Raw genomic sequence first — 21,962 nt, 5'->3', positions numbered from 1 at the left:
CCTTCGGGTTACTCAGGCCTTGTCGAGTTCGAAGGCATCATGCAGGGCCTGAACCGCCAGTTCCAGATATTTGCGGTCGACCAGCACCGAAATCTTGATTTCCGACGTGGAGATAACCTTGATGTTGACGTTTTCGGCGGCCAGCGCCTTGAACATCTTCGCGGCGACCCCCGCGTGGGAACGCATGCCGATCCCGACGACGGAGATTTTCGCCACGTCCTCGTCGGCGACCAGCTCATCGAACTGGATTAGACCGGCGTCGCGGGCATCTTCCATCGCCTTTCGGGCGCGGGCCACCTGATTGACCGGGCAGGAGAAGGTCATGTCGGTGACCTTGACCTCATGCTCGGCCTGACGCTCGGAGATGTTCTGGACGATCATGTCGACATTCACACCGGCATCCGCGAGCGGCCCGAAGATCGCGCTGGCGATACCGGGGCGGTCCTCGACCGTCACGAGGGTCATTTTCGCTTCGTCGCGAGAAAAGGCGACGCCGGAGACAACTTTCGATTCCATGATTTTATCCTCGTCGCAGACCAGAGTGCCCGAATTCTCCGTGGTTTCCTCGAAGGAGCTTAGCACGCGCAGCGGCACCTTGTAGCGCATCGCGAGCTCGACCGAGCGGGTTTGCAGAACCTTCGCCCCGAGGCTCGCGAGTTCCAGCATCTCCTCGAAGGCGATGCGGTCGAGCTTGCGCGCCTTGGAGGAGACGCGCGGGTCGGTGGTGTAAATGCCGTCGACATCGGTGTAGATGTCGCATCGCTCCGCGCCGAACGCAGCGGCGAAAGCCACAGCGGTCGTGTCCGAGCCGCCCCGGCCGAGAGTCGTGATCCGGTTCTCCGGCGACAGCCCCTGGAAGCCCGCGATCACCGCGACCTTGAAGCCTTCGGAGAATTTCTGGTCAAGATTTTCGCGCGGGATCGACACGAAGCGCGCCGCGCCATGCGCAGAGGTCGTGTTGATCGGCACCTGCCAGCCCTGCCAGCTGCGCGCGGAGACGCCCATCTCCTGCAGGCGCAGCGACATCAGGCCGGCGGTGATATTCTCACCCGAGGAGACCACGGCGTCGTATTCGCGCGCATCGTAGAGCGGCGACGTGGTCTCGACCCAGTTGACGAGTTCGTTGGTCTTGCCCGACATCGCGGAGACGATCACGATGACATCGTAACCGCGCTCGACTTCACGCTTCACCTTTTCGGCGGCGTTTGCGATCCGGTCGAGATCGGCGACGGAAGTGCCGCCGAATTTCATCACCAGAATGGGCATGGAAATCCCCCTTGGGCAGAGTCGCGCCTCTGCTAGCTCAAGCCGTTGGGGCACGCAAGAGATTTGGCGTTTCCGGGCCTGCAGATCGGCTCGCGGGCGCTGCCCCTCTTCGCGTTCGCGAACTCACCCCGGGATATTTGGAAAGAGTGAAAAGGGTCAGTTCGTCTTGCGAGTCGACAGGAAGGGCAGCGGCAGAACCGGGAGCCCGTCCTCGAGCATCTTGCGCGCGTCGTCGAGTTTCGCTTCTCCGTGGATCGCGCGTTTCCTGGCGGTGCCCTCGTGCATCGCGCGCGCTTCGGTAGCGAAGTTCATGCCGACGTAATCGGAGTTCTTCTCGATCTCGCGACGCATCGCGGCAAGAGCCTGCTCGGCCTCGGAATGCGGCTGCGAGAGGGGGCGTTCAGGCGCGCCCTCCTGCGTTTTGCGTGTCTGCGCGACGGGCGGCGCCATCAGCGATTTCTCGACGTTTTTCGAGCCGCAAACCGCACATTCCAGCTGGCCTGCCGATTTGAGCGCCTCGAACCCGGAGGCCGAGGGAAACCAACTGTCGAAGCGGTGCTCATTCTCGCATTGCAGCGTATAACGGATCATCTCTGCATCTCCCGAATGGGTAAGCAAATAGGCTATTTAACCCGCGATGCAAGCATATTGGCGCAGGTCATAGACGTGCGATGAGCGCGGTTGCGATGCTTTCGACATCGGCTGGCGGCCCAAGCGCCGCCCGCGCGGCGCGCGCCATTTCCGCCTGTTCGTCGGCGTCGAGCGTGGCGAACGCAGCGGCGAGATCCGACTCGGTCGCGCAAAGCCGCGCGCCGCCTGCCGCGTCGAGTGCGGCATAGGCTGCGGCGAAATTCGCGACATCCGGACCATGCAGCAAAGCGCAGTCGAAGCTCGCCGGTTCATAGGGGGTATGACCGCCCTTTTCGACAAGCGAGCCGCCCACGAAGCACAGGCCCGCGCTCGCATACCAGCGGCCCATTTCGCCCAGCGTATCGGCCAGATAGACCTCCGCGGTCGGGGGTCCGTCCTTCGAGCGGGTGGTATGACGCAGCCCGGCCTTGGCGATCAGAGCTGCGATCTGGGGCGCACGGCGGGGATGGCGCGGAGCGAGGATCAGGCGCAGGCCCGGTCGGTGCGCGCGCGCCTTCGCAAAGGCGGCGAGGATCGTCGCGTCTTCCCCCTCATGGGTCGACGCGGCCAACACCGTGTCGCTGCGCGGCCAGTCGAGCGGCACGCCCGGTGCGACGGTTATCGAGGTCTTGAGGTTGGCGGGGGGCATCAGCCGCTCTTGCGGCAGGCCAAGGTCGAGGAACCGCGCCTCGGACCCCGCATCCTGCGCCGAGAGCGCGGTGATCTGCGACATCATCGGCTGCGCGATGCCAATCTTCGCCCAGCGCGCCGCCGAGCGGGCCGACATCCGCGCACCGATAACGAAGAGCGGCCGTTTCGCCTGCGCGAGCAGCGCCATGCGGTTCGGCCACAGCTCGTTCTCGATCACGACCAGCGCGCGGGGGGCTTGGCGCGACAGGAACCGCCGCAGCACCGCACGATGGTCGAGCGGCGCCATACGGATCGCGATGCGGGCATCGTTCCAGCCCTGCCCCAGCGCGCGCGCCGTCACCGTGTTCACCGTCACCAACAGCTGCAACGCAGGATCGGCGGCCAGCAGCGCTTCGATCAAAGGCTTGGCGGAGGTCAGTTCACCATTCGAGGCCGCGTGCAGCCACAATCGTCCCGGCGCGGCCTCCCCACCGCCCAACCGCTCCAACAAAGCGACCCGGCTTTCGCGTCCGCGCAGAACGCGCCAGAGCAACGCCGCCAGAACAGGCAGGCTCGCGATACTGACGAGAAGGCGGTAAAGGACCATGAAAGGCTCCGGCGAGATTTGCGCCATAGAACGGATCACCCCCCTCACAGGCAAGCCCCTCCTTGCGTTTTCGCAAAGCGACTTTGCGCGAATGAACGGTCCATGGCCTTGTTTCCCGGACGGCAGCTTGCGAAAGTCCTGCCCGGAGGCGCAGTTCGGGAGGGGCTTATGGAGCAATACGATTACATCGTGGTCGGGGGCGGCAGCGCAGGCTGCGTTCTGGCCAACCGACTGTCGGAGAACCCCAAGCACAAGGTGCTGCTGCTGGAAGCCGGCGGGCGTGACAACTACCACTGGGTCCACATCCCCGTCGGTTATCTCTATTGCATCGGCAACCCGCGCACCGACTGGGGTTTCAAGTCGAAAGCCGAAGCCGGACTGAACGGGCGCGAACTGCTCTATCCACGCGGGCGCATCCTCGGCGGCTGCTCCTCGATCAACGGCATGATCTACATGCGCGGCCAGGCCCGCGATTACGACATGTGGGCGCAGGCGGGTAATCCCGGCTGGGGCTGGGACGACGTGCTGCCGCTGTTCAAGAAGCAGGAAGATTTCTATCGCGGCGAGAGCGACCTGCATGGCGCTGGCGGCGAATTGCGGGTCGAAGAGGCCCGCGTGCGCTGGGAGATGCTCGATACTTTTCTCGAGGCCGCCGAAGAGGCCGGGTTCCCACGCACCGACGATTTCAACACCGGCACCAATGAGGGCGGCGGCTATTTCCACGTCACTCAGAAATCCGGCTGGCGCTGGAGCGCGGTGAAAGCCTTCCTGAAACCCGCGATGCAACGCCAGAACCTGCGGATCGAGACCAATGCGCAGGTCGAGAAGCTCCTGATCGAAGAGGGGCGCGTAATCGGCATCCGCTACAACCAGAACGGACAGAGCCACGATGTGAAGGCGGGCGAGACGGTACTCTCGGCGGGCTCGATCGGCTCGGTCCAGATCCTCGAGCTCTCGGGAATCGGGCGCGGCGACGTGCTGTCCCAGCACGGCATCACCCCGGTGGCCGAAGTGAACGGTGTGGGCGAGAACCTGCAGGACCACCTGCAACTGCGCGTGATCTACAAGGTCTCGGGCGTCAAGAGTCTCAACACCATGGCCTCGACGCTCTGGGGCAAGGCGAAGATCGGGATGGAATATGCGCTGTTCCGCTCGGGGCCGATGTCGATGTCGCCGTCGCAGGTGGGCATCTTCACCCGCAGCTTCCCCGAGAAGGAGACGCCCGATCTGGAGTATCACGTCCAGCCGGTCAGCCTCGACAAGTTCGGCGACGCGGTCCACGCTTTCCCCGGCATGACGGCGAGCGTGTGCAACCTGCGCCCCGAGAGCCGCGGCCATGTGCATATCACCTCGCCCGATTTCCGCGCCCATCCCGAAATCGCGCCGAATTACCTCTCGACCGAGGGCGACCGCCGCGTCGCCGCCGAAGCGATCCGGCAGGTCCGCCGTGTCGCCTCGCAACCGGCCTTCGCGAAATACAAGCCCGAGGAATATAAGCCCGGCCCGGACTATCAGACCGAAGCTGAGCTGGTGAAAGCCGCGGGCGATATCGGCACCACGATCTTCCATCCCGTCGGCACTTGCCGGATGGGGCCTGATGACGGTGCCGTGGTCGATCCGCGGCTACGGCTGAAAGCGCTGAAAGGGCTGCGCATCGCGGATGCCTCGGTGATGCCGACGATCACCTCGGGCAACACCAACGCACCGACGATGATGATCGCCGAAAAGGCGGCGCAGATGATCCTTGAGGACGCGAAGGGCTGAGAAGCTCCTCTCGCCTAGTGGTACGTAGGGGGGCGCTGCCCCCGCTCCTTCGGAGCCCCCCGGGATATTTTCGACAAGAGGAAGCGAAGCTATCTTCCTCTTGGTCTAAATATCCCCGCCGGAGGCATTCGACGAAAAACAGGGGCGCGGCGTCGCGATCACTTGGCGATGCGGGCGACAAGCTCCTCGCGCAGAACGCCCTCATCGGTGCCGGTGTCCCGGGCAAGGCGCTTCAGCCCAAAATGGACGCGGGCGATTTCCTGATAATAGCTGGTGAAGGCGTAATTCACCGCAGCGCCCGCGACTGCGCCCAGAAGCGGCGCGGCCTGGGCGGCGAGTTTCTGACCCAGCACGATCGACAGGCGAGGCGCGACCTTTGCGATCAGCGACTTCATGCTCGACCCGGTGATCGTCGCGCGCGCGGCGAGGAAGCTCAGATCCATCCCGTCATCATCCTCGAGCGGCCCGGCAGATGCGAAGACCCGCAGACATTCGAGCCGCACTTCCTCGGAGGCCGGGTCAAAGCCGTGTTCGGCGGCGATGCCCTGTATGGCGCGCAGTAGCATCGTGACCGTGAAGGGCAACTCGGCGAGCGAACTGCCCAGACCGCCGACGCCGCCTGCGGCCCCCATTGCGGTGGTCAGCGTGCGGTTCATCCAGTCGGGCCGGTCCGCGACGATTCCGCGCGAGCGCTCGGCGGCTGTCATCGCGCCCGAAAGCGCGCGCTCGGTCGCCCCATCCAGACCGTTGCGCACGGGCCCCGGCAATTTGCTCAGAAGCCCTTCGGCGGAACCTCCGACATAGCCGATCAGCTGCATCACCACGCCGCCCGCTGCGCGGTGGCGTTTCGCGAGGGTGTCGAGCTGGCCCAGAATCGCAGGGTCGCTTACGGGGGGAAGAATATCTGCCATCATCGCCTCCTTGCCTTTTCCAGATATGGGGCGGCGGGAGCGCTTCGGCAATCAGTCGTCTTTCTCGACCTGACCGTGCACGCCCTCCCAGGCACCGGGCACCAGTTCGAGCCCCAGAACGCGGTCGGGATTGGTTGGCGGCGGCATCTCGACATCTTCGAGCTTTGAAAAGCCAAAGCGCTGGTAATAGGGCGCGTCGCCCACCAGCAGCACACGCTCCCAGCCGAGATCGGCGGCGCGCGAGAGGCTTTCGTGCATCAGAATTCCGCCCAGGCCTTCGCCCTGCCGCGTCGGGTGGACCGCGATCGGCCCGAGCAACAGGACGCGCTTGCCGCCGACCCGCACCGGCCAGTAGCGGATTACGGCGGCAAGGATGCCGTCCTGACGCAGCGTGAGGCAAAGCTCCCGGACCGGATCGACGCCGTCGCGAAGGCGATAGGAGGACAGCGCCGTGCGGCCCGGCGCGAAGCAGAGGTCGTAGAGCGCCTCGACCTCCCACCAGTCCTCTGCCGTCTCTTGCGCGAGCTCGTGCATCGCTGCCCCTTTCAGGCTGCCCCTTTCCTGCGCGGTAGCATGCGCTAAGTTCGGGATCAAACAGGAGAAAGCATGTTCTATCGCACCTCGGATGGCCACCCGCTCGCGCATAACCCGTTCAACTCCATCGTCGCCCCACGCCCGATCGGCTGGATTTCGACGCGCAGCGAGATGGGCGACAATCTCGCGCCCTATTCCTTCTTCAACGCAGTCGCCTACACGCCGCCGCAGGTGATCTTCGCCTCGACCGGGGTGAAGCCCGATCGCGACGGCACGAAGGACAGCGTCTCGCAACTGCGCGAGGCGGGGGTGTTCTGCGCCAATCTCGTGACCTATGCGCTGAAGGACCAGATGAACGCCTCCTGCGCCAACTATCCCGCGGGCACCGACGAATTCGCCGAATGCGGGATCGAGAAAGCGGAATGCGAGACCATCGACTGCCCGCGCGTGGCGGCGGCACCCGCCTCGCTCGAATGTCGCGTCGTGCAGGTGATCAAGCTGCTGGGCGAGGGTAATTACCTCGTTCATGGCGAAGTGACCGGCATCCATATCGCGGATGATTGCCTCAAGGACGGGCTCTATTCGCCGCCCGACCGTCTCGTGCGGCTCGGCAACCGCGGCGATTACGCCGCCGTGTCGGAAACCTTCGAGATGTTGCGGCCTAAGCTCTGACCCGCGCGCGGATCCGGCTGCGGCGGCCTTCGACCAGCGTGTAGAGGCCGCTCGCCACGATCAGCGCCGCGCCGAAGATCATGGCGGTGTCAGGCCGCTCGCCGAACACGACCGCCCCGAGGATCAGCGCGAAGATCAGGCGGGTGTAGCGGAAGGGCGTGATGACCGAAACCTCGCCCATACGCATCGCTTTCGTCAGCGACCAATAGGCGAGGCTGCCGAAGGCCACCGCGCCGGCCACATCGCGCAGCGAAACAAGATCGGGCGTCGTGACGCCGCCGAAGATCAGAAGGATCAGTACGCCGGTCGGGATCAGCATCATGAAGCCGTAGAAGCTGAGCTGGAAATTCGACAGGACCGGCGGGCAGGCGCGCGTCGCCAGATCGCGCCCCGCAAAGCCCAGCATGCCCAGAACGGTCCAAAGGGCAGCCGGAACGAAACCGTCGAGGCCGGGGCGCAGCACGATCAGCACGCCGATGAACCCGATCCCCACCGCGACCCAGCGCCGGATGCCGACACGCTCGGAAAACACCACCGCCGCGCCCGCGACGACGACGAGCGGTGTCGCCTGCAGGATGGCGGAGGCGTTCGAGAGCGGCGTCAGCGCGATCCCCAGCGTATAGCCGAGACGCCCGATCACTTCGAGCGCGAGCTTGATCAGCAGCGGCTTCGAGGCGAGCGCCGGGTGCAGCAGCCGCTGCCCTCGCGCCATGATGAGGGTTGCGAAGACTGCCATGCCGCCAATGCCGAACAGCATCAGCACCACGCCCACCGCGAGATGGCTCGAGGCGGATTTGACGAACATGTCTTCCATCGCGAAGGCCGCCATCGCGACGACCATCAGCACCGAGCCGCGGATATTTTCCATAGATCCTCTCCCGTGAGGGCTCCCATTTCCCTCGCCCATCGGCGATAGACCGCGCGGCAAGTGGCTGCAATCCCTCTTTCCTCCCGCGCGCGCGGGCCTTAGGCTCGCTGCGACGCGGAAAAGACAGCCGGAGGATGCGCGGAATGGACAGGATGATCGGGGTGATCGGCGGCTCGGGCGTCTATCAGATCAACGGGCTGGAGGCGGCCGAGTGGGTCACCGTCGAGACACCCTTCGGCGCGCCCTCCGACCAGGTGCTGACCGGCAGCCTCGATGGCGTGAAGATGGCTTTCCTGCCCCGCCACGGGCGCGGCCATGTCGAGACGCCGACCACCGTCCCCTACCGCGCCAATATCGCCGCGATGAAGCAGCTGGGCGTGACCGATCTCGTCGCCGTCTCCGCCGTGGGTTCGCTGAAAGAGGCCTATGCGCCGGGCGATTTCCTGATCGTGGACCAGTATATGGACCGCACCTTCGCCCGCGAAAAGACCTTCTTCGGTCCCGGCATGGTCGGTCATGTCTCGGTGGCCCATCCCGTCTGTGCGGAGCTTTCGACCGCCTGCGCCGAGGCCGCGCGCAAGACCGGCGTCACCGTCCACGAGGGGGGCACCTATGTCGCGATGGAAGGCCCGCAATTCTCCACCAAAGCCGAGAGCGAGCTCTACCGCCAATGGGGCGCTGATGTGATCGGCATGACCGGCATGCCCGAGGCGAAGCTCGCCCGCGAGGCGGAGCTGCACTATGCATGTGTCGCGATGATTACCGATTACGACTGCTGGCACCCCGATCACGATGCCGTGGACGTGGCGCAGGTCGTTGCCGTGGCGATGAAGAATGCCGATAAGGCGCGCGCTCTGGTCGCGGCCCTGCCGGGTCTGCTGAAAGGGACAGCGGGCGATTGCGCCACCGGCTGCACCCGTGCCCTCGACAGCGCGATCATGACCGCCCCCGACAAGCGCGACCCCGAGATGGCGCGCAAACTGAAGACCATCGCGGGCCGCGTGCTCGAGCTCTGAGGATCCCATGAACGTCAAAGACTATATCCGCACCATCGCCGACTTCCCGCATGAAGGGATCATGTTCCGCGATGTGACCACGCTTTTCGCCGATCCGCGCGGCTTCCGCATGGCGATCGACCAGATGCTTCACCCGTGGGCGGGCCAGCAGATCGACAAGGTCGTGGGGCTGGAGGCGCGCGGCTTCATCATCGGCGGCGCGATCGCGCATCAGCTGTCGAAAGGCTTCGTGCCGATCCGCAAGAAGGGCAAGCTGCCCGGCCAGACGATTTCGCAGGCTTACCAGCTGGAATATGGCGAGGCGGTGATGGAGATGCATGAGGATGCGATCAAGCCCGGCGAGAAGGTTCTGGTCGTCGACGACCTTCTGGCCACCGGCGGCACGGCGCAAGCGGGCATCCAGCTGATCGAACGCGTGGGCGGCGAGATCGTGGGCCTCTCCTTCATCGTCGATCTGCCGGAACTGGGCGGGCGCAAACTGCTCGAAGATCGCGGCATGAATGTCAGCGTGCTCTGCGAATTCGAGGGGGCGTGAGCCCCCGTCCGGTCCCCGCCATTCTCGCCGTCGTGATCCGCGACGGACAGGCCCTGCTGGTGCAACGGGCCAACCCGCCCGAAGCCGGGCTATGGGGCTTTCCCGGCGGCAAGGTCGAGCTTGGCGAAACGCTTCTCGCGGCGGCAGAGCGCGAATTGCTGGAGGAAACCGGCGTGCAGGCGCGGGCCACCCATGCCTTCAACGCGCTCGATGTACTTGCCCATGACGATGCGGGCGCGCTGGAGCATCACTTCGTGCTGATCGCGGTCGAATGTCAGTGGCAGGCCGGAGAGCCGGTCGCCGCCGATGACGCTCTGGATGCGCGCTGGGTCGATGTCGACCGGATGGAGGACGACCTTCCCCTAAGCCGCGATGTAGCACGGATCGCGCGGCAGGCCGCCGCGCTGGGGCCGCGTTAACGTCTTTCTTACGCAAATCGACCTAACCTGACCGGGCCAGATGGTTCGGCTGCTTGCAATGACACGTGAACCAGAACGCCGCGCTCCGCCTGCTCTCCTGGCGGGGCGCGTTTCTCTTGGCCTTCAGCGCTCCGCCAGCACCGCGCCGGGGTTCAGGATGCCCTTGGGATCAAGCGCCGCCTTGATCGCGCGCATCGCGGCCAGCTTGCCCGGATCGCCGTAGCGCTCCAGATCGCCCACCTTGAGCCGCCCGATCCCATGCTCGGCCGAGATCGAGCCGCCGAAACGGTCGACCAGATCGTAGACCGTCTCGGGGATCGCACGGCGCAGGTTCTCGTATTCCTTGCGGTCGCGCCCCTCGGCGGGGAAGGCGTTGAAATGCAGATTGCCGTCGCCGACATGGCCGAAGCAGTTGATCCGGATATTGCCGAGGTCGAGAAGAGCGCCACGCGCCTCTTCGATGAAAGCGGCCAGCTTCGGCAGCGGCAGCGAGATGTCGTGGCTCGATATCGACCCGATCCGCTTGTTCGCTTCCGGCAGGCTCTCGCGCAGCGACCACATCTGGGCGCGCTGGCTCTCGGAGCTTGCGATCACCCCGTCGCTGACCAGCCCCTCGGCGGCCTCGAACAGCTCCGCAAGCGCCTCTTCCGGGGTGAGCCCCTCGGGCAGACCGATCTCGATCAGCACCGACCAGTCGGGGCGCGCCTCGAAAGGTTGATGCACCTCCGGTCCGACCTCGTCGAGGAAACGCAGCCCCTGCCCCGAGATCAACTCGAAGGCCGAGACGCAGCCCGGCATCCTGGCCTCGGCCAGTTCCAGAAGTTCCAGCGCTGCGGCGGGGCTCTCGACAACCATCATCGCCGTGCCGACCGCCGCCGGGCGCGGGAAGAGCCGCAGCGTCGCGGCCGTGATGATCCCGAGCGTGCCCTCGGACCCGATCAGCAGGTCCTTCAGATCGTAGCCGGTATTGTCCTTGCGCAGATGCTTGAGGCCGGAGATCACCGTGCCATCGGCCAGCACCGCCTCGACGCCCAGACACAGCTCGCGCGCGTTGCCATAGCGCAGTACGTTCACCCCGCCCGCATTGGTCGCCAGCACACCGCCGATCCGGGCGGAGCCCTGGCTCGCGATGGTCAGCGGGAACAGCCGCTCCACACCTTCCGCCGCCTGCTGCGCCTCAAGCAGAGTCGCGCCTGCCTCGATCTCCAGCACATGGCCGCTGACCGCGCGAACCGCGTTCATTTTCTCGAGGCTCAGGATCACCGGCGCGGGGCCGTCCTCGGTGATCTGGCCGCCGACCAGCCCGGTGCCGCCGCCATAGGGCATCACAGCGACGCCCGCCGCGTGGCAGTGCTTCAGAACCGCAGCGACCTCTTCGGTCGACGTCGGCTTCACCAGCACCCCGCCGATACCGTGATAGCGCCCGCGCGGCTCTTCGAGAAAGGACGCCCCCGGCGCGCCGAGGCTCAGGCGCGGCACCGCCTCCCGCAGCGTCTCGACGAAACTTTCATCAGCGGCGGTACGCATCTCTGACTCCTTCGGCTTGGCTTAAGTATCCCGGGGGGCTGGCTGCGCCAGCGGGGGCAGCGCCCCCTCTGCCGTTCGCCCCGCAACATGTCGCGCGAGCGCAGGCGTCCCTATCGGACATCCGTCCGTCCCCGGCGATCCGAGCGCAGGTTGGAATAGAGGACGTGATTGCGCCAGCGCCCGTTGATCTGCAGGTAGCTCTGCGCGACTCCCTCGTATTTGAAACCGGATTTCTCCAGAACCCCGCGCGAGGCCGCATTCTCGGGCAGGCAGGCCGCCTCGATCCGGCTGAGGTCGAGCTTGGTGAAGGCGTAATGCACGACGGCCTCGATCGCCTCGCGCATGTAACCCTGACGCGCGTGACGCTGGCCGATCCAATAGCCCAGCGTGCCCGCCTGCGCCGGTCCGCGCCGGATATTGTCGAGCGTGATCGCCCCGAGGAACGTCTCGTCGCGGCGCGAGAACAGGAAGACGGGGACCGCGGTGCCATTCGCGATCGCGCGCGCGGCCCAGTAGACCCGGTTGGAGAAGGCCTTGCGCCCGAGATGGTCGGAGGACCAGCTCGGCTCCCACGGGGTCAGGAAGGCGCGGCTGTCCTCACGCAGGCTGGCCCACGGGCGATAATCCCCATGCTGCGGCGGACGAAGGATCATCCGATCCGTATCGATCCGCAGCTGACGACGGCGCGCGAACATCAGGCGGCGAGCCTTTCCCGCAATGCGCCCAGTTCGGGAGCATCCTTGACCGGACCGTAAAGCGCCATCGCGGTGCGACCACCGATCGCGAGCCGTTCCCCGAAATCGCGCACCGCGTCACGGGTGACGCTGTCGATCCGGGCCGAGGCCTCGTCAATCCCGGGCACCCGGCCCCAGATATAGAGGCTGCGCGCCATGCGTTCTGCGCGCGCCGAAGCGCTTTCCAGCCCCATCAGCAGCCCCGCCTTGATCTGGGCGCGGGCGCGGGCGATCTCGACCTCGGTCATGTCTTCGGCCGCGCGCTTCAACTCGTCGATGGTCAGCTCGGCCAGACCGCGAATCTCGTCGCCCGACGTGCCCGCGTAGACGGTGAACATGCCGGTGTCCTCGTAGGCGCCGGCTTGCGAGAAGATCGTGTAACACAGGCCCCGTTCTTCGCGGATCTTCTGGAACAGGCGCGAGGACATGCCCCCGCCCATCGCGACCGAATAGACTTGCGCGGTATATAGATCGGCGTCGCGATAGCTGGGCGCTTCGATGCCAAGCGCGAAATGCGCCTGTTCGAGCTGTTTGATCTCGCGCCGCTCGTTGCCAACCCATTTCGCCGGATAAGGCGCGGGGTTCAGCGCGGGGCGCAGATCACCGAAGATATCCTCGGCGCGTTTCACGATCTCCGCGTGATCGACATTACCAGCCGCCGAGAGGATCATCTGATCCGGGCCGTAATGCTCGGACACGAAGCCGGACAGATCGTCGCGCGCGAAGCTGCGGACCTTCTCCGCCGGGCCGAGGATGGTGCGGCCCATCGGCTGATCAGGGTAAGCTGCCTCTTGCAGCCAGTCGAAAATCACGTCGTCGGGCGTGTCGAGCGATTGGCCGATCTCTTGCAGGATCACGCCGCGCTCCACCTCGATCTCACGCTGATCGAAGACCGGGTTAAGCAGGATGTCCGAAATAACGTCGAGTGCGAGCGGCACGTCTTCGGCCAGCACGCGGGCGTAATAGGCGGTCATCTCGCGCGAAGTATAGGCGTTGATATAGCCGCCCACATCCTCGATCGCTTCCGCGATCTGCAGCGCCGAGCGAGTCTTGGTGCCCTTGAACGCCATATGTTCGAGGAAATGCGCGATGCCGTTCTGCTCGGGGCGTTCGTGGCGGCCACCGGCAGTAATCCAGACGCCGATCGCGGCGGAGGCGAGGCCCGGCATCGTCTCGGTGATGATACGCAAGCCGTTCTTCAGGGTGGTCATTTCGATCATGTGCGGCGACGCTCCCGGATCAGCGCTTCAAGGTCGGCGAGGTCGTTCGGCACCCGGGTCACACGCTCCTCGCGGGTGAACAGGTCGGCCATGCGCGGCGGCAGGTCGGGGCGGATGCCCGTCGCCTCTTCTACGGCATCGGGGAACTTCGCGGGATGCGCGGTCGCGAGCGTGATCATCGGAGTGGCCGGGTCACGCGCGACGGCAGCTTTGCCCACGTTCACGCCGACCGCCGAATGCGGGCAAAGCAATTCGCCGGTTTCCTTGAGCGTATCGCCGATCTCTTCCATCGTGCGCGCCTCGCCGACCGAACCGCTGTCGTAGATATCCCGGAGCGCACCGATCGCGTTTTCGGAGACGGTGAAGGAGCCTTCGGTTTTCAGCTCGTCCATCAGCTTCTCGATCGCGGCCCCGTCCTTGCCATAGGCCCAGAACAGCGCGCGCTCGAAGTTCGAACTCACCTCGATATCCATCGACGGCGAGATCGAGGGCGTGACGCCCTGCTTGGTGTAATCGCCCTTCTCGAGGCAGCGATGCAGGATGTCGTTCTGGTTCGTCGCGATCACCAGACGCTCGACCGGCAAACCCATTTCCTTTGCGAGAAAGCCCGCGAAGATATCACCGAAATTGCCGGTGGGCACGGTGAAGGACACTTTGCGATGCGGCGCGCCGAGCGCCACGGCGGAGGAGAAGAAATACACGATCTGCGCCAGCACGCGGGCGAAGTTGATCGAGTTCACGCCCGCCAGACCGACCTCGTCGCGGAAGTCGAAATCGTTGAACATGTCCTTCAGCTTCGCCTGACAATCGTCGAAATCGCCATCGAGCGCGAGCGCGTGCACGTTGCCCTCGACGGGCGTCGTCATCTGGCGGCGCTGCACTTCGGACACCCGGCCATGCGGGAAGAGGATGAACACGTCGACATTGTCGAGCCCGCGGAACGCCTCGATCGCGGCCGAGCCGGTATCGCCCGAGGTGGCGCCGACGATGGTGATCTTCTGATTGCGCTTTTGCAGCTCAATCTGGAACAGCTGTCCGATCACCTGCATCGCGAAATCCTTGAACGCGAGCGTGGGGCCGTGGAACAGCTCCAGCAGGAAGTGGTTCGGCGCCAGCTGCACCATCGGCGCGCGGGCGACATGGCCGAAGCCGGAATAGGCGCGGGAAATGGCGCCGCGCAGTTCCTCGTCCGAGAAGGTCTCGGAGACGAAGGGCTTCATCACGCGGAAGGCGATTTCCTCGTAGGGCTGCCCTGCGAGCGCGGCGATCTCGTCGGCGGAAAACTGCGGCACGGTCTCGGGCACGTAGAGCCCGCCGTCACGGGCAAGCCCCGTCAGCATCGCATCGCCGAAATTCAGAACCGGGGCTTTGCCCCGAGTGGAAACATAACGCATCGTCAATCCTCAGGCCTGTTGCCGCCTGATACGCCAGAGAAGAAAGATTGTCATCCCGGCCCAGACGATTGCGAGCAAAAACCAGGTGATCGCGTAGCCGAGGTGATCGTTGGGGATGCCGGTGATCGTGACGGGGACCGGCGTTATGCCCTGCGCCGCGCCTTGGACGGTGCGGGCAACGATCAGGATCGGCTCGGTGCCGAGCTTCGCGGCCATCGCAGGCACGTCGCGGGCGAACCAGATGCCCGACTTCGCGTCGGGCTTGGGCGTGTAGCTGTCGGCTTCTTCGGGCCAGTGCAGGTTTCCGGTGACGGTCAGATCCGTTGCGGGGCGGTCGGTGCCTTTCTCGCCCTCAGGGATGAAGCCGCGATCGAGCAGGATCTTGCGGCCCTTATCGGTTTGGAAGGCGTCAACGACCCGATAGCCCGCGCCAACTCCCTTCTGGCCCGAAAGCACGAGGATCTCCTGCCCCGTCGTGCGCCCGCTTACCGTGACGGGTTCGTATTTCAGCGGCTTGGTGTCGGTGCCTTCCGGCGGCAGCGCCTGCGGCTTGCCTTCGATCTTGGCGGAAATCTCGGCCAGCATCGCCTCTTTCCAGCCAAGGCGCTGCACCTGCCAGATGCCGAGCGAGATCAGGATCGCGCAGCCGACGACGCCCAGCAGCAGCGGAAAGATATAGCGTTTCATCAAGCCTCCAAGAAAGCGGCGCGAGGGTCGCCCCCCGCGCCGATCTGCGCATTTTGCGTGTGATGGCCGGGGGCGCTTACGCGCTGCCCCAGATATAGATCGACGCGAACAGGAAGAGCCAGACCACATCGACGAAGTGCCAGTACCAGGCGGCGGCCTCGAAACCGACATGCTCGTTCTGGGTCATCTGGCCGCGCACGATACGCAGCAGGCAGACCAGCAGGAAGATCGTCCCGATGATCACGTGCGCGCCGTGGAAGCCGGTCGCCATGAAGAAGTTGGCGCCATAGATATTGCCCGCCAAACCGAAGGCCGCGTGGCTGTATTCGTAGGCCTGCAGCACCGTGAAGGACGCGCCGAGGATCACCGTGAGGATCAGCCCCTGCTTGACCTGGCTGCGGTCGTTCTCATGGACCAGAGCGTGGTGCGCCCAGGTTAGCGTCACGCCCGAAAGCAGCAGGATTACGGTGTTGATCAGCGGAAGGTGCCACGGATCGAAGGTAACGATGCCCTCGGGCGGCCAGACGCCATCCTTGAGCGGGCTCATCGGGCCCATCGGGTACATGGCGTGCTTGAAGAAGCTCCAGAACCAGGCCGCGAAGAACATCACTTCGGACATGATGAACAGGATGAAGCCATAGCGCAGGCCGATCCGGACGACGGGCGTGTGATCGCCGGTCTCGCCCTCGTGGACTACGTCCGACCACCAGCCATACATGGTATAAAGCACCACGAGCAGGCCGCCGAAGAAGACGTAATGGGTGATGCTCTGCATCCAGAGCACCGCCCCGAAGAGCATGATGAAGCCACCAACGGCACCGAGGAAGGGCCAGATCGAGGGCGGTAGGATGTGGTAGTCGTGGTTCTTTGCGTGGGCCATGCGTCTCCCTCCGATGGCTAGTTGACCGTCTCCGTCTCCCTTTGACGGACCGAGGCGGTGTCTTCCGGCTCGGGAAGGTCGGTTTGATAGAAAGTGTAGCTCAACGTGATCGCGTGAATCCGCTTCGCATCCGCATCATCGACGATGCCGGGATCGACGAAGAAGCTCACCGGCATCTGCACCCTCTCCCCGGGTTGCAGCACCTGTTCGGTGAAGCAGAAGCACTGGATCTTGTCGAAATAGTAGCCGGCCACATCGGGCGAGACGTTGTAGCTCGCCGTGCCCGCGATGACGTGATCGGTCGGGTTGTAGGCCTCGTAGAAGGCCAGCCCGTTCTGGCCGATCTTCAGCTTCATCTCGGTCTGGACCGGCTTGAATTTCCACGGCATGCCCGGTGCCACGTTGGCGTCGAAACGCACGAGAATCTCGCGGTCGAGAACCTTGTCGGGCAGCACCTCGGCAGTGTTGGTCGTGCCGCCATATCCGGTGGTCTTGCAGAACCAGTTGTAGAACGGCACCGCAGCCCAAGCCCCTGCCCCCATCACGACGATCACCGCGAGCAGCGAGAGCAGCACGCGCGTATTCGACCGATCTGTGGGGCGCTGGGTCATTTCGAAGCGCCCTCCGCCGGCAGCACCGAGGCGCGCGGCTGGTGGTCGTAGGCTTCCATCTTCGAGCCGTTCTCGACCTTGACCACGGTCAGGCCGAAGACGATCGCGACGAACCCGAGAAGAACCGCTCCAAGCCCCACATTGCGGGTGAACCGGCGGATATGGAGGTCACTGTCCCGGGTGATTGCCATCGCTTACCAAGCTCCCAAACCGATATAGCTCAGCCCCGCTTCGGCCAGCAAAGCCGCGAAATGCGCGAAGAGGTAGATGAGCGAGAAATAGAAGAAGCGCTTTTCGACCGCGTATTTGTCGGCCTCCGCCTGCGCTTCGGTGCGGGCGTGAATCTCGATCGCGCCCTTGATGAAGAGCGCGTTCATGATCAGCGCCGTCGCGAAATAGACCGGGCCGCCGATCGAGGTGAAACCGGTGCCGACCGCGATGGGGGCGAGGATGAAGGCGTAGAACAGGATGTTCTTGCGCGTCACCACCCGACCATGGGTCGAGGTCAGCATCGGCACTTTCGCCTCGTCGTAATCGGACTTCATGAACAGCGCGAGCGACCAGAAATGCGGCGGCGTCCAGAGGAAGACCAGCAGGAACATCGCCACGGATTCGATCGAGATGCCACCCGTCGACACGGCCCAGCCGATCATCGGAGGGAAGGCGCCCGCAGCGCCGCCGATCACGATGTTCTGCGGCGTCGCGCGCTTCAGCCACATCGTGTAGACGACGACATAGAAGAAGATGGTGAAAGCAAGGAACAGGCCCGAGAAGATATTCGTGGCCAGCGCCAGCATCACGCAGGAGATGCCCGAGAGCGCCAGCCCGAAGCCCAGCGCCTCGCGCTCAGAGATGCGGCCCGCCGGGATGGGACGACCGCGAGTGCGGCGCATGATCCGGTCGATATCCGCGTCATACCACATATTCAGTGCGCCCGAGGCGCCACCGCCCAGCGCGATGAACAGGATCGCGACGAAGCCCACGAAGGGATGCACCGGATTCGGCGCCACCACGAGACCGACGAAAGCGGTGAAGACCACCAGCGACATCACGCGCGGCTTCAGAAGCGCGATGTAGTCGCCGAACCGCGCCTCGTTGTCCTGTTGGCGAATATAGCTGATGTCACTCATGAAAGCGTTCCTCGGGTGTTATCGCACGATGTATTCAGTTCTGTGCGACCCGAACCGCCCCATCCGTCTCGACCGAGGCGAAGTCATTCTTCGCACGCTCGAGCCAGTTAGCGTAAACTTCCGGTGAGACAACTTTGACCACAATGGGCATGTAAGCGTGGTTGGTGCCGCAAAGCTCCGAACACTGGCCGAAATACACACCTTCTTGATCGGCCTTAAACCACAATTGCGCGATCCGGCCCGGCACGGCGTCCTGCTTCACCGCGAAGGCCGGCACGGTCCAGCTGTGAATCACGTCCGCGCCAGTGACTTGCACGACGATCGTCTTGCCTTTCGGCACCACCATCGCGTTGTCAGCTGCCAGCAGGTATTCGTCAGGTGCATAGCCATGCTCTTCGAGGTCTTCCTTCGCGAGCAGAAGCGAATCGAACGAAATGCCCTCATCGGGGTATTCGTAGCCCCAGTACCACTGGTAACCGGTGACCTTCACGGTGATGTCGCCCTCGGGAATTTCCTGCTGGTTCCACAGCGCGGGCAACGAGAAGGCCCCGATCGCCACGAGGATCACGATCGGCACGAAGGTCCAGGTGATCTCGAGAGGCGTGTTATGGGTGAAGCTGCGCGGCGTCGGGTTGGCGCGGCTGTTGAAGCGCAGCAGCGAATAGATGATCAGGGCGAAGACCAGAACGCAGATCGCGGCGATGATGACCAGAAGCATATGGTCGAGCCATTGCTGGTCTTCCGCGAGGTTGGACGACGCAGGCTGGAACCCCGTCCCGCCCAGATGCGGCTTACCGATTACCGGCAGCCCCTTGATCATGTCCTGAGCCGAGGCCTGCCCGGCGACGAGCGTCGACAGAACAGCCGACGTGACAGCGGCCGCGATACCGCGGCCCTTGCTTGCAAAGCGCATAAGTCCCATGTCTCCCTTTTGGCGGCGTTTCTCCCTGCCGCCCGACGGCGTCCGGCTCTCCCAAACCGTTCACCGTTGCGTGTTCTCACTTTAAAATCATATTGGGAGGATGGCGCAAGCAAAAGCTGCGACATTTTGGCAATTTTGATCGCTATCCGAGGAGAGACGATGACCCAGCCCGACCGTTTCGCGCCATTCGAGGACAAGCTCGACAAGGACCGCGCCCTGCAATTGCTGCGCGAGGCGACCGCGGGGGCCGAGGATGGCGAGTTGTTTCTCGAACAGCGTCGGTCCGAGGCGCTCGTGTTCGATGACGGGCGGGTCAAGACCGCCTCTTATGACGCCTCCGAAGGATTCGGCCTGCGGGCGGTGAAGGGCGATGTCGCGGGCTATGCCCATTCGACCGAGATTTCCGAAGCCGCGCTGAAACGGGCGACCGAAACTGCGCGGCTGGCCGTGGGCGACGGCGGCGGCACGATGGCGCCCCCGCCCAAAGGGACGAACCTGCATCTATATAGTGATACCGATCCGGTCTCCGACACGCCCTTCGCGGCGAAGATCGACATACTGCGCGAGATCGACGCCTTCGCCCGCGACCTCGACCCGCGCGTCGTGCAGGTCTCGGCCTCGATGGCGGCGAGCCTGCAGGAGGTCTTCATTCTTCGCCCCGAGGGCGGGTTGGTCTCGGATATCCGCCCGATGGCGCGGATCAACATCTCGGTGATCGTGGAAGAGAACGGGCGGCGCGAGTCCGGCGGTCATGGCGGCGGCGGACGCTTCGGACTGTCGGGCCTGATCGAACCCGCGCATTGGCAACCCGTCGCGCGTGAGGCGCTGCGCATCGCGCTGGTGAACCTGCGCGCCGAGCCCGCGCCCGCCGGGGTGATGGACGTCGTGCTTGGCCCGGGCTGGCCGGGTGTGCTGTTGCACGAAGCAGTCGGGCACGGGTTGGAAGGCGACTTCAACCGCAAGAAATCTTCGGCCTTCGCCGGGCTGATGGGCCAGCAGGTCGCCGCGAAAGGTGTCACCGTGCTTGATGACGGCACGATCCCCGATCGGCGCGGTTCGATCACGATCGACGACGAGGGCACGCCCTCGGGCAAGAACGTGCTGATCGAGGACGGCGTGCTCGTAGGCTACATGCAGGACCGCCAGAACGCGCGGCTGATGGGCGTCGAGGCCACCGGCAACGGGCGGCGCGAGAGCTTCGCCCATGCCCCGATGCCGCGGATGACCAACACTTATATGCTCGGCGGCGATGCCGATCCGGGCGAGATCCTCGCCGATCTGAAGGACGGCATCTATGCGGTCGGCTTCGGCGGCGGTCAGGTCGACATCACCAATGGCAAGTTCGTCTTCAACTGCACCGAAGCCTATCGCGTAAAGAACGGTGTCGTAGGAGCACCAGTAAGAGGCGCGACCCTGATCGGCGACGGGCCGACCGCGATGCAGCATATCCGCGCCATCGGCAACGACCTCGCCCTCGACCCCGGCATCGGCAATTGCGGCAAGGCGGGGCAATGGGTACCGGTCGGCGTCGGCCAGCCGACCCTGATGATCGGCGGCCTCACGGTGGGCGGCTCGGCAGCGTAATCGTTTCCGGCAAATACGGGCGGGACGGTCCATGAAGTCCGCTTCGCCCGCGCGATCACCAGCTGCAAATCGGCGACGCCGAAAATTTGCAGTCAAAACGCAGAAAATTCCTTCCAAACGCCGCGCACACCGAGTTTTGGTAACAACTTATTAAGAATAACACGGCAAGAAGGGTGGGCGATTGAGGCGGAGGGCCGGATGGAAACAGATTTGTTTTCTTACCCCACCCCCTTCACCCCACCCACCACGGAAGAAGACGAACTATCTGCTCTTCGCCTCATTCGCTCCCGACGTGTCGGGCCCACGACTTTCCACAGATTGATCGGCGAACATGGCTCCGCGACGGCAGCGCTCGCGGCCCTGCCAGAGGTCGCACGCGCGGCGGGCGTCACCGACTACACCCCTTTCCCCGAGAAACAGGCCCGCGCCGAGATCAAGGCGGGCAAGGCCGCAGGGGCGCTGCTCCTGATTCATGGAGGGCCTGACTATCCCCCCGCGCTTGCGCAGATCGACGATGCGCCACCCGTGCTCTGGGCGCTTGGCCAGCCGGAGCTGCTCGCCCGCCCGATGATCGCGCTAGTCGGTGCGCGCAACGCATCCTCGCTGGGGCTGCGCATGGCGAAGCGGTTGAGCGAAGGGCTGGGCGAGGCGGGCATCTGCGTGGTCTCCGGGCTGGCGCGCGGGATCGATGCCGCCGCCCATGAGGCCGCCCTGCCCACCGGGACGATCGCGGTGCAGGCGGGTGGAATCGACGTGATCTACCCGCAGGAGAACACGACGCTTGCCCGACAGATCGCGGAGACCGGGCTGCGGCTGACCGAAGCCCCGCCCGGCACGCAGCCGCAGGCGCGCCACTTCCCTGCGCGCAACCGGATTATCTCGGGGCTCAGCGCCGGCGTCGTCGTGGTCGAAGCGGCCCTGAAATCCGGCAGCCTGATCACCGCGCGCGATGCGCTCGATCAGGGGCGCGAGGTAATGGCCGTCCCGGGACACCCGATGGACGGGCGCGCGGGCGGCTGCAACGCGCTGCTCCGCGACGGCGCGACATTGGTGCGCGGGCCCGAGGACGTGCTGGCCGCGCTCAATGCGCGGAGAGCGACCGTCGCCCGGACCGCACCCGAACCCAGCCCCCGGCGTTCGTCCGGAAAGCCAGCTCCGGAACCTGCCGATCTGGGCACGAAGATCCTCGAACGGCTCGGCCCCTCCCCCACCGCCGAGGATCAGGTGATCCGCGATCTCGACGTGCCGGCGGCGGCCTTTTCACAGGCCCTCACCGCACTCGAAATCGAGGGCCGAATAGAGCGCCATCGCGGCGGGCTGATCAGCCGCCCGGTTTAAGGCCTGCGGGATTTCCTCAGCGCCAGGGTGCATTGACAATCCCCACCAAACCCCCACATGTTCCGCGCCCAGACCCTTTAGCG

The 21,962-nt window shown here is 64.8% G+C and carries 23 protein-coding genes; 7 read left to right on the top strand and 16 right to left on the bottom strand.

The window, feature by feature from the left end:
- Positions 1–12: 12 nt before the first annotated feature.
- The 3 genes from B6V72_RS15905 to B6V72_RS15895 form a co-directional block, all read right to left on the bottom strand.
- Positions 13–1,266 (bottom strand): aspartate kinase, encoded by a 1,254-nt coding sequence (locus B6V72_RS15905; protein WP_075775925.1) that lies wholly within the window; start codon positions 1,264–1,266, stop codon positions 13–15.
- Between the two features lie 156 nt (positions 1,267–1,422).
- Complete coding sequence (locus B6V72_RS15900) at positions 1,423–1,857, bottom strand: DUF1178 family protein (RefSeq protein WP_088722954.1); 435 nt, start codon at positions 1,855–1,857, stop codon at positions 1,423–1,425.
- A gap of 67 nt (positions 1,858–1,924) precedes the next feature.
- Entirely contained in the window at positions 1,925–3,133 is a 1,209-nt protein-coding gene (locus B6V72_RS15895) for a glycosyltransferase N-terminal domain-containing protein (RefSeq protein ID WP_088736061.1), read from the bottom strand.
- Between the two features lie 168 nt (positions 3,134–3,301).
- On the opposite strand from B6V72_RS15895, the gene B6V72_RS15890 reads away from it, so the two are divergent.
- A complete protein-coding gene (locus tag B6V72_RS15890; protein ID WP_088722953.1) occupies positions 3,302–4,897 on the top strand; it encodes a GMC family oxidoreductase N-terminal domain-containing protein in 1,596 nt (531 codons plus the stop codon).
- Positions 4,898–5,055: 158 nt separating this feature from the next.
- Here the strand turns inward: B6V72_RS15890 and B6V72_RS15885 are convergent, their stop codons facing one another.
- Both B6V72_RS15885 and B6V72_RS15880 read right to left on the bottom strand, forming a co-directional pair.
- Entirely contained in the window at positions 5,056–5,811 is a 756-nt protein-coding gene (locus B6V72_RS15885) for an EcsC family protein (RefSeq protein ID WP_075775922.1), read from the bottom strand.
- Positions 5,812–5,859: 48 nt separating this feature from the next.
- Entirely contained in the window at positions 5,860–6,342 is a 483-nt protein-coding gene (locus tag B6V72_RS15880; protein ID WP_075775921.1) for an N-acetyltransferase, read from the bottom strand.
- A 72-nt stretch (positions 6,343–6,414) separates the two neighbouring features.
- On the opposite strand from B6V72_RS15880, the gene B6V72_RS15875 reads away from it, so the two are divergent.
- Positions 6,415–7,014, top strand: a complete 600-nt coding sequence (locus tag B6V72_RS15875) for a flavin reductase family protein (RefSeq protein ID WP_075775920.1) — start codon at positions 6,415–6,417, stop codon at positions 7,012–7,014.
- Here B6V72_RS15875 and B6V72_RS15870 read toward each other — a convergent pair.
- A complete protein-coding gene (locus tag B6V72_RS15870; protein ID WP_088720353.1) occupies positions 7,004–7,882 on the bottom strand; it encodes a DMT family transporter in 879 nt (292 codons plus the stop codon). The two genes, B6V72_RS15875 and B6V72_RS15870, sit on opposite strands and share 11 nt — an antisense overlap.
- A 143-nt stretch (positions 7,883–8,025) precedes the next feature.
- Here B6V72_RS15870 and B6V72_RS15865 point away from each other — a divergent pair, with 143 nt between their 5' ends.
- From B6V72_RS15865 to B6V72_RS15855, 3 genes are read left to right on the top strand one after another with little or no spacing between them, the layout of a single operon-like run.
- Positions 8,026–8,898, top strand: a complete 873-nt coding sequence (locus B6V72_RS15865) for an S-methyl-5'-thioadenosine phosphorylase (RefSeq protein ID WP_088735988.1) — start codon at positions 8,026–8,028, stop codon at positions 8,896–8,898.
- A 7-nt stretch (positions 8,899–8,905) separates the two neighbouring features.
- Positions 8,906–9,433 carry an adenine phosphoribosyltransferase gene (locus B6V72_RS15860; RefSeq protein WP_088720355.1) on the top strand — a complete coding sequence of 176 codons (528 nt, stop codon included), beginning with the start codon at positions 8,906–8,908 and terminating at the stop codon, positions 9,431–9,433.
- The gene (locus B6V72_RS15855; RefSeq protein ID WP_088735987.1) at positions 9,430–9,852 is read left to right on the top strand and encodes an NUDIX hydrolase; all 423 of its coding nucleotides are present in this window, start codon (positions 9,430–9,432) and stop codon (positions 9,850–9,852) included. Before B6V72_RS15860 ends, B6V72_RS15855 begins: the two co-directional genes overlap by 4 nt.
- A gap of 123 nt (positions 9,853–9,975) precedes the next feature.
- On the opposite strand, the gene B6V72_RS15850 is transcribed toward B6V72_RS15855, so the two are convergent.
- The 10 genes from B6V72_RS15850 to coxB all read right to left on the bottom strand — a co-directional run bounded on the left by B6V72_RS15850 (position 9,976) and on the right by coxB (position 18,855).
- A complete protein-coding gene (locus B6V72_RS15850; RefSeq protein WP_088735986.1) occupies positions 9,976–11,379 on the bottom strand; it encodes an FAD-binding oxidoreductase in 1,404 nt (467 codons plus the stop codon).
- A gap of 110 nt (positions 11,380–11,489) precedes the next feature.
- On the bottom strand, positions 11,490–12,074 hold the full coding sequence (locus tag B6V72_RS15845) for a GNAT family protein (protein WP_075775914.1): 585 nt from the start codon (positions 12,072–12,074) through the stop codon (positions 11,490–11,492).
- Complete coding sequence (locus B6V72_RS15840) at positions 12,074–13,333, bottom strand: pitrilysin family protein (RefSeq protein ID WP_075775913.1); 1,260 nt, start codon at positions 13,331–13,333, stop codon at positions 12,074–12,076. The genes B6V72_RS15845 and B6V72_RS15840 overlap by 1 nt, the downstream gene beginning before the upstream one ends.
- Positions 13,330–14,727, bottom strand: a complete 1,398-nt coding sequence (thrC, locus tag B6V72_RS15835; RefSeq protein WP_088722946.1) for a threonine synthase — start codon at positions 14,725–14,727, stop codon at positions 13,330–13,332. The genes B6V72_RS15840 and thrC overlap by 4 nt, the downstream gene beginning before the upstream one ends.
- Positions 14,728–14,736: 9 nt before the next feature.
- Entirely contained in the window at positions 14,737–15,417 is a 681-nt protein-coding gene (locus B6V72_RS15830) for an SURF1 family protein (RefSeq protein WP_168173063.1), read from the bottom strand.
- Between the two features lie 73 nt (positions 15,418–15,490).
- Positions 15,491–16,294: a cytochrome c oxidase subunit 3 gene (locus B6V72_RS15825; protein WP_088720361.1), complete on the bottom strand. Its 804-nt coding sequence runs from the start codon at positions 16,292–16,294 to the stop codon at positions 15,491–15,493.
- 17 nt (positions 16,295–16,311) lie between these two features.
- On the bottom strand, positions 16,312–16,905 hold the full coding sequence (locus tag B6V72_RS15820; RefSeq protein WP_075775909.1) for a cytochrome c oxidase assembly protein: 594 nt from the start codon (positions 16,903–16,905) through the stop codon (positions 16,312–16,314).
- A complete protein-coding gene (locus B6V72_RS15815; RefSeq protein ID WP_075775908.1) occupies positions 16,902–17,096 on the bottom strand; it encodes a hypothetical protein in 195 nt (64 codons plus the stop codon). Before B6V72_RS15815 ends, B6V72_RS15820 begins: the two co-directional genes overlap by 4 nt.
- 3 nt (positions 17,097–17,099) lie before the next feature.
- Positions 17,100–18,035 carry a heme o synthase gene (gene cyoE / locus B6V72_RS15810; protein WP_088720362.1) on the bottom strand — a complete coding sequence of 312 codons (936 nt, stop codon included), beginning with the start codon at positions 18,033–18,035 and terminating at the stop codon, positions 17,100–17,102.
- Between the two features lie 34 nt (positions 18,036–18,069).
- The gene (coxB, locus tag B6V72_RS15805; RefSeq protein WP_233243109.1) at positions 18,070–18,855 is read right to left on the bottom strand and encodes a cytochrome c oxidase subunit II; all 786 of its coding nucleotides are present in this window, start codon (positions 18,853–18,855) and stop codon (positions 18,070–18,072) included.
- Between the two features lie 261 nt (positions 18,856–19,116).
- On the opposite strand from coxB, the gene tldD reads away from it, so the two are divergent.
- Both tldD and dprA read left to right on the top strand, forming a co-directional pair.
- Positions 19,117–20,541, top strand: coding sequence for a metalloprotease TldD (gene tldD, locus B6V72_RS15800; RefSeq protein ID WP_075775905.1), 1,425 nt, complete (start codon positions 19,117–19,119; stop codon positions 20,539–20,541).
- A 198-nt stretch (positions 20,542–20,739) separates the two neighbouring features.
- On the top strand, positions 20,740–21,879 hold the full coding sequence (gene dprA, locus B6V72_RS15795) for a DNA-processing protein DprA (protein WP_088735984.1): 1,140 nt from the start codon (positions 20,740–20,742) through the stop codon (positions 21,877–21,879).
- Positions 21,880–21,962 lie beyond the last annotated feature (83 nt).

The organism is Thioclava sp. F34-6 (assembly GCF_002213235.1).
GTDB classification, from domain to species: Bacteria; Pseudomonadota; Alphaproteobacteria; order Rhodobacterales; family Rhodobacteraceae; genus Thioclava; species Thioclava nitratireducens.
This window is presented reverse-complemented; position numbering and strand designations above follow the sequence as displayed.

Coding starts and splice junctions, on each gene's coding strand:
- cyoE (WP_088720362.1), bottom strand. CDS start 18,035: ATGAGTGACATCAGCTATATTCGCCAACAGGACAACGAGGCGCGGTTC.
- tldD (WP_075775905.1), top strand. CDS start 19,117: ATGACCCAGCCCGACCGTTTCGCGCCATTCGAGGACAAGCTCGACAAG.
- B6V72_RS15820 (WP_075775909.1), bottom strand. CDS start 16,905: ATGACCCAGCGCCCCACAGATCGGTCGAATACGCGCGTGCTGCTCTCG.
- B6V72_RS15825 (WP_088720361.1), bottom strand. CDS start 16,294: ATGGCCCACGCAAAGAACCACGACTACCACATCCTACCGCCCTCGATC.
- coxB (WP_233243109.1), bottom strand. CDS start 18,855: ATGATCAAGGGGCTGCCGGTAATCGGTAAGCCGCATCTGGGCGGGACG.
- B6V72_RS15875 (WP_075775920.1), top strand. CDS start 6,415: ATGTTCTATCGCACCTCGGATGGCCACCCGCTCGCGCATAACCCGTTC.
- B6V72_RS15900 (WP_088722954.1), bottom strand. CDS start 1,857: ATGATCCGTTATACGCTGCAATGCGAGAATGAGCACCGCTTCGACAGT.
- dprA (WP_088735984.1), top strand. CDS start 20,740: ATGGAAACAGATTTGTTTTCTTACCCCACCCCCTTCACCCCACCCACC.
- B6V72_RS15845 (WP_075775914.1), bottom strand. CDS start 12,074: ATGTTCGCGCGCCGTCGTCAGCTGCGGATCGATACGGATCGGATGATC.
- B6V72_RS15905 (WP_075775925.1), bottom strand. CDS start 1,266: ATGCCCATTCTGGTGATGAAATTCGGCGGCACTTCCGTCGCCGATCTC.
- B6V72_RS15860 (WP_088720355.1), top strand. CDS start 8,906: ATGAACGTCAAAGACTATATCCGCACCATCGCCGACTTCCCGCATGAA.
- B6V72_RS15870 (WP_088720353.1), bottom strand. CDS start 7,882: ATGGAAAATATCCGCGGCTCGGTGCTGATGGTCGTCGCGATGGCGGCC.
- B6V72_RS15880 (WP_075775921.1), bottom strand. CDS start 6,342: ATGCACGAGCTCGCGCAAGAGACGGCAGAGGACTGGTGGGAGGTCGAG.
- B6V72_RS15890 (WP_088722953.1), top strand. CDS start 3,302: ATGGAGCAATACGATTACATCGTGGTCGGGGGCGGCAGCGCAGGCTGC.
- B6V72_RS15815 (WP_075775908.1), bottom strand. CDS start 17,096: ATGGCAATCACCCGGGACAGTGACCTCCATATCCGCCGGTTCACCCGC.
- B6V72_RS15885 (WP_075775922.1), bottom strand. CDS start 5,811: ATGATGGCAGATATTCTTCCCCCCGTAAGCGACCCTGCGATTCTGGGC.
- B6V72_RS15895 (WP_088736061.1), bottom strand. CDS start 3,133: ATGGTCCTTTACCGCCTTCTCGTCAGTATCGCGAGCCTGCCTGTTCTG.
- thrC (WP_088722946.1), bottom strand. CDS start 14,727: ATGCGTTATGTTTCCACTCGGGGCAAAGCCCCGGTTCTGAATTTCGGC.
- B6V72_RS15865 (WP_088735988.1), top strand. CDS start 8,026: ATGGACAGGATGATCGGGGTGATCGGCGGCTCGGGCGTCTATCAGATC.
- B6V72_RS15840 (WP_075775913.1), bottom strand. CDS start 13,333: ATGATCGAAATGACCACCCTGAAGAACGGCTTGCGTATCATCACCGAG.
- B6V72_RS15850 (WP_088735986.1), bottom strand. CDS start 11,379: ATGCGTACCGCCGCTGATGAAAGTTTCGTCGAGACGCTGCGGGAGGCG.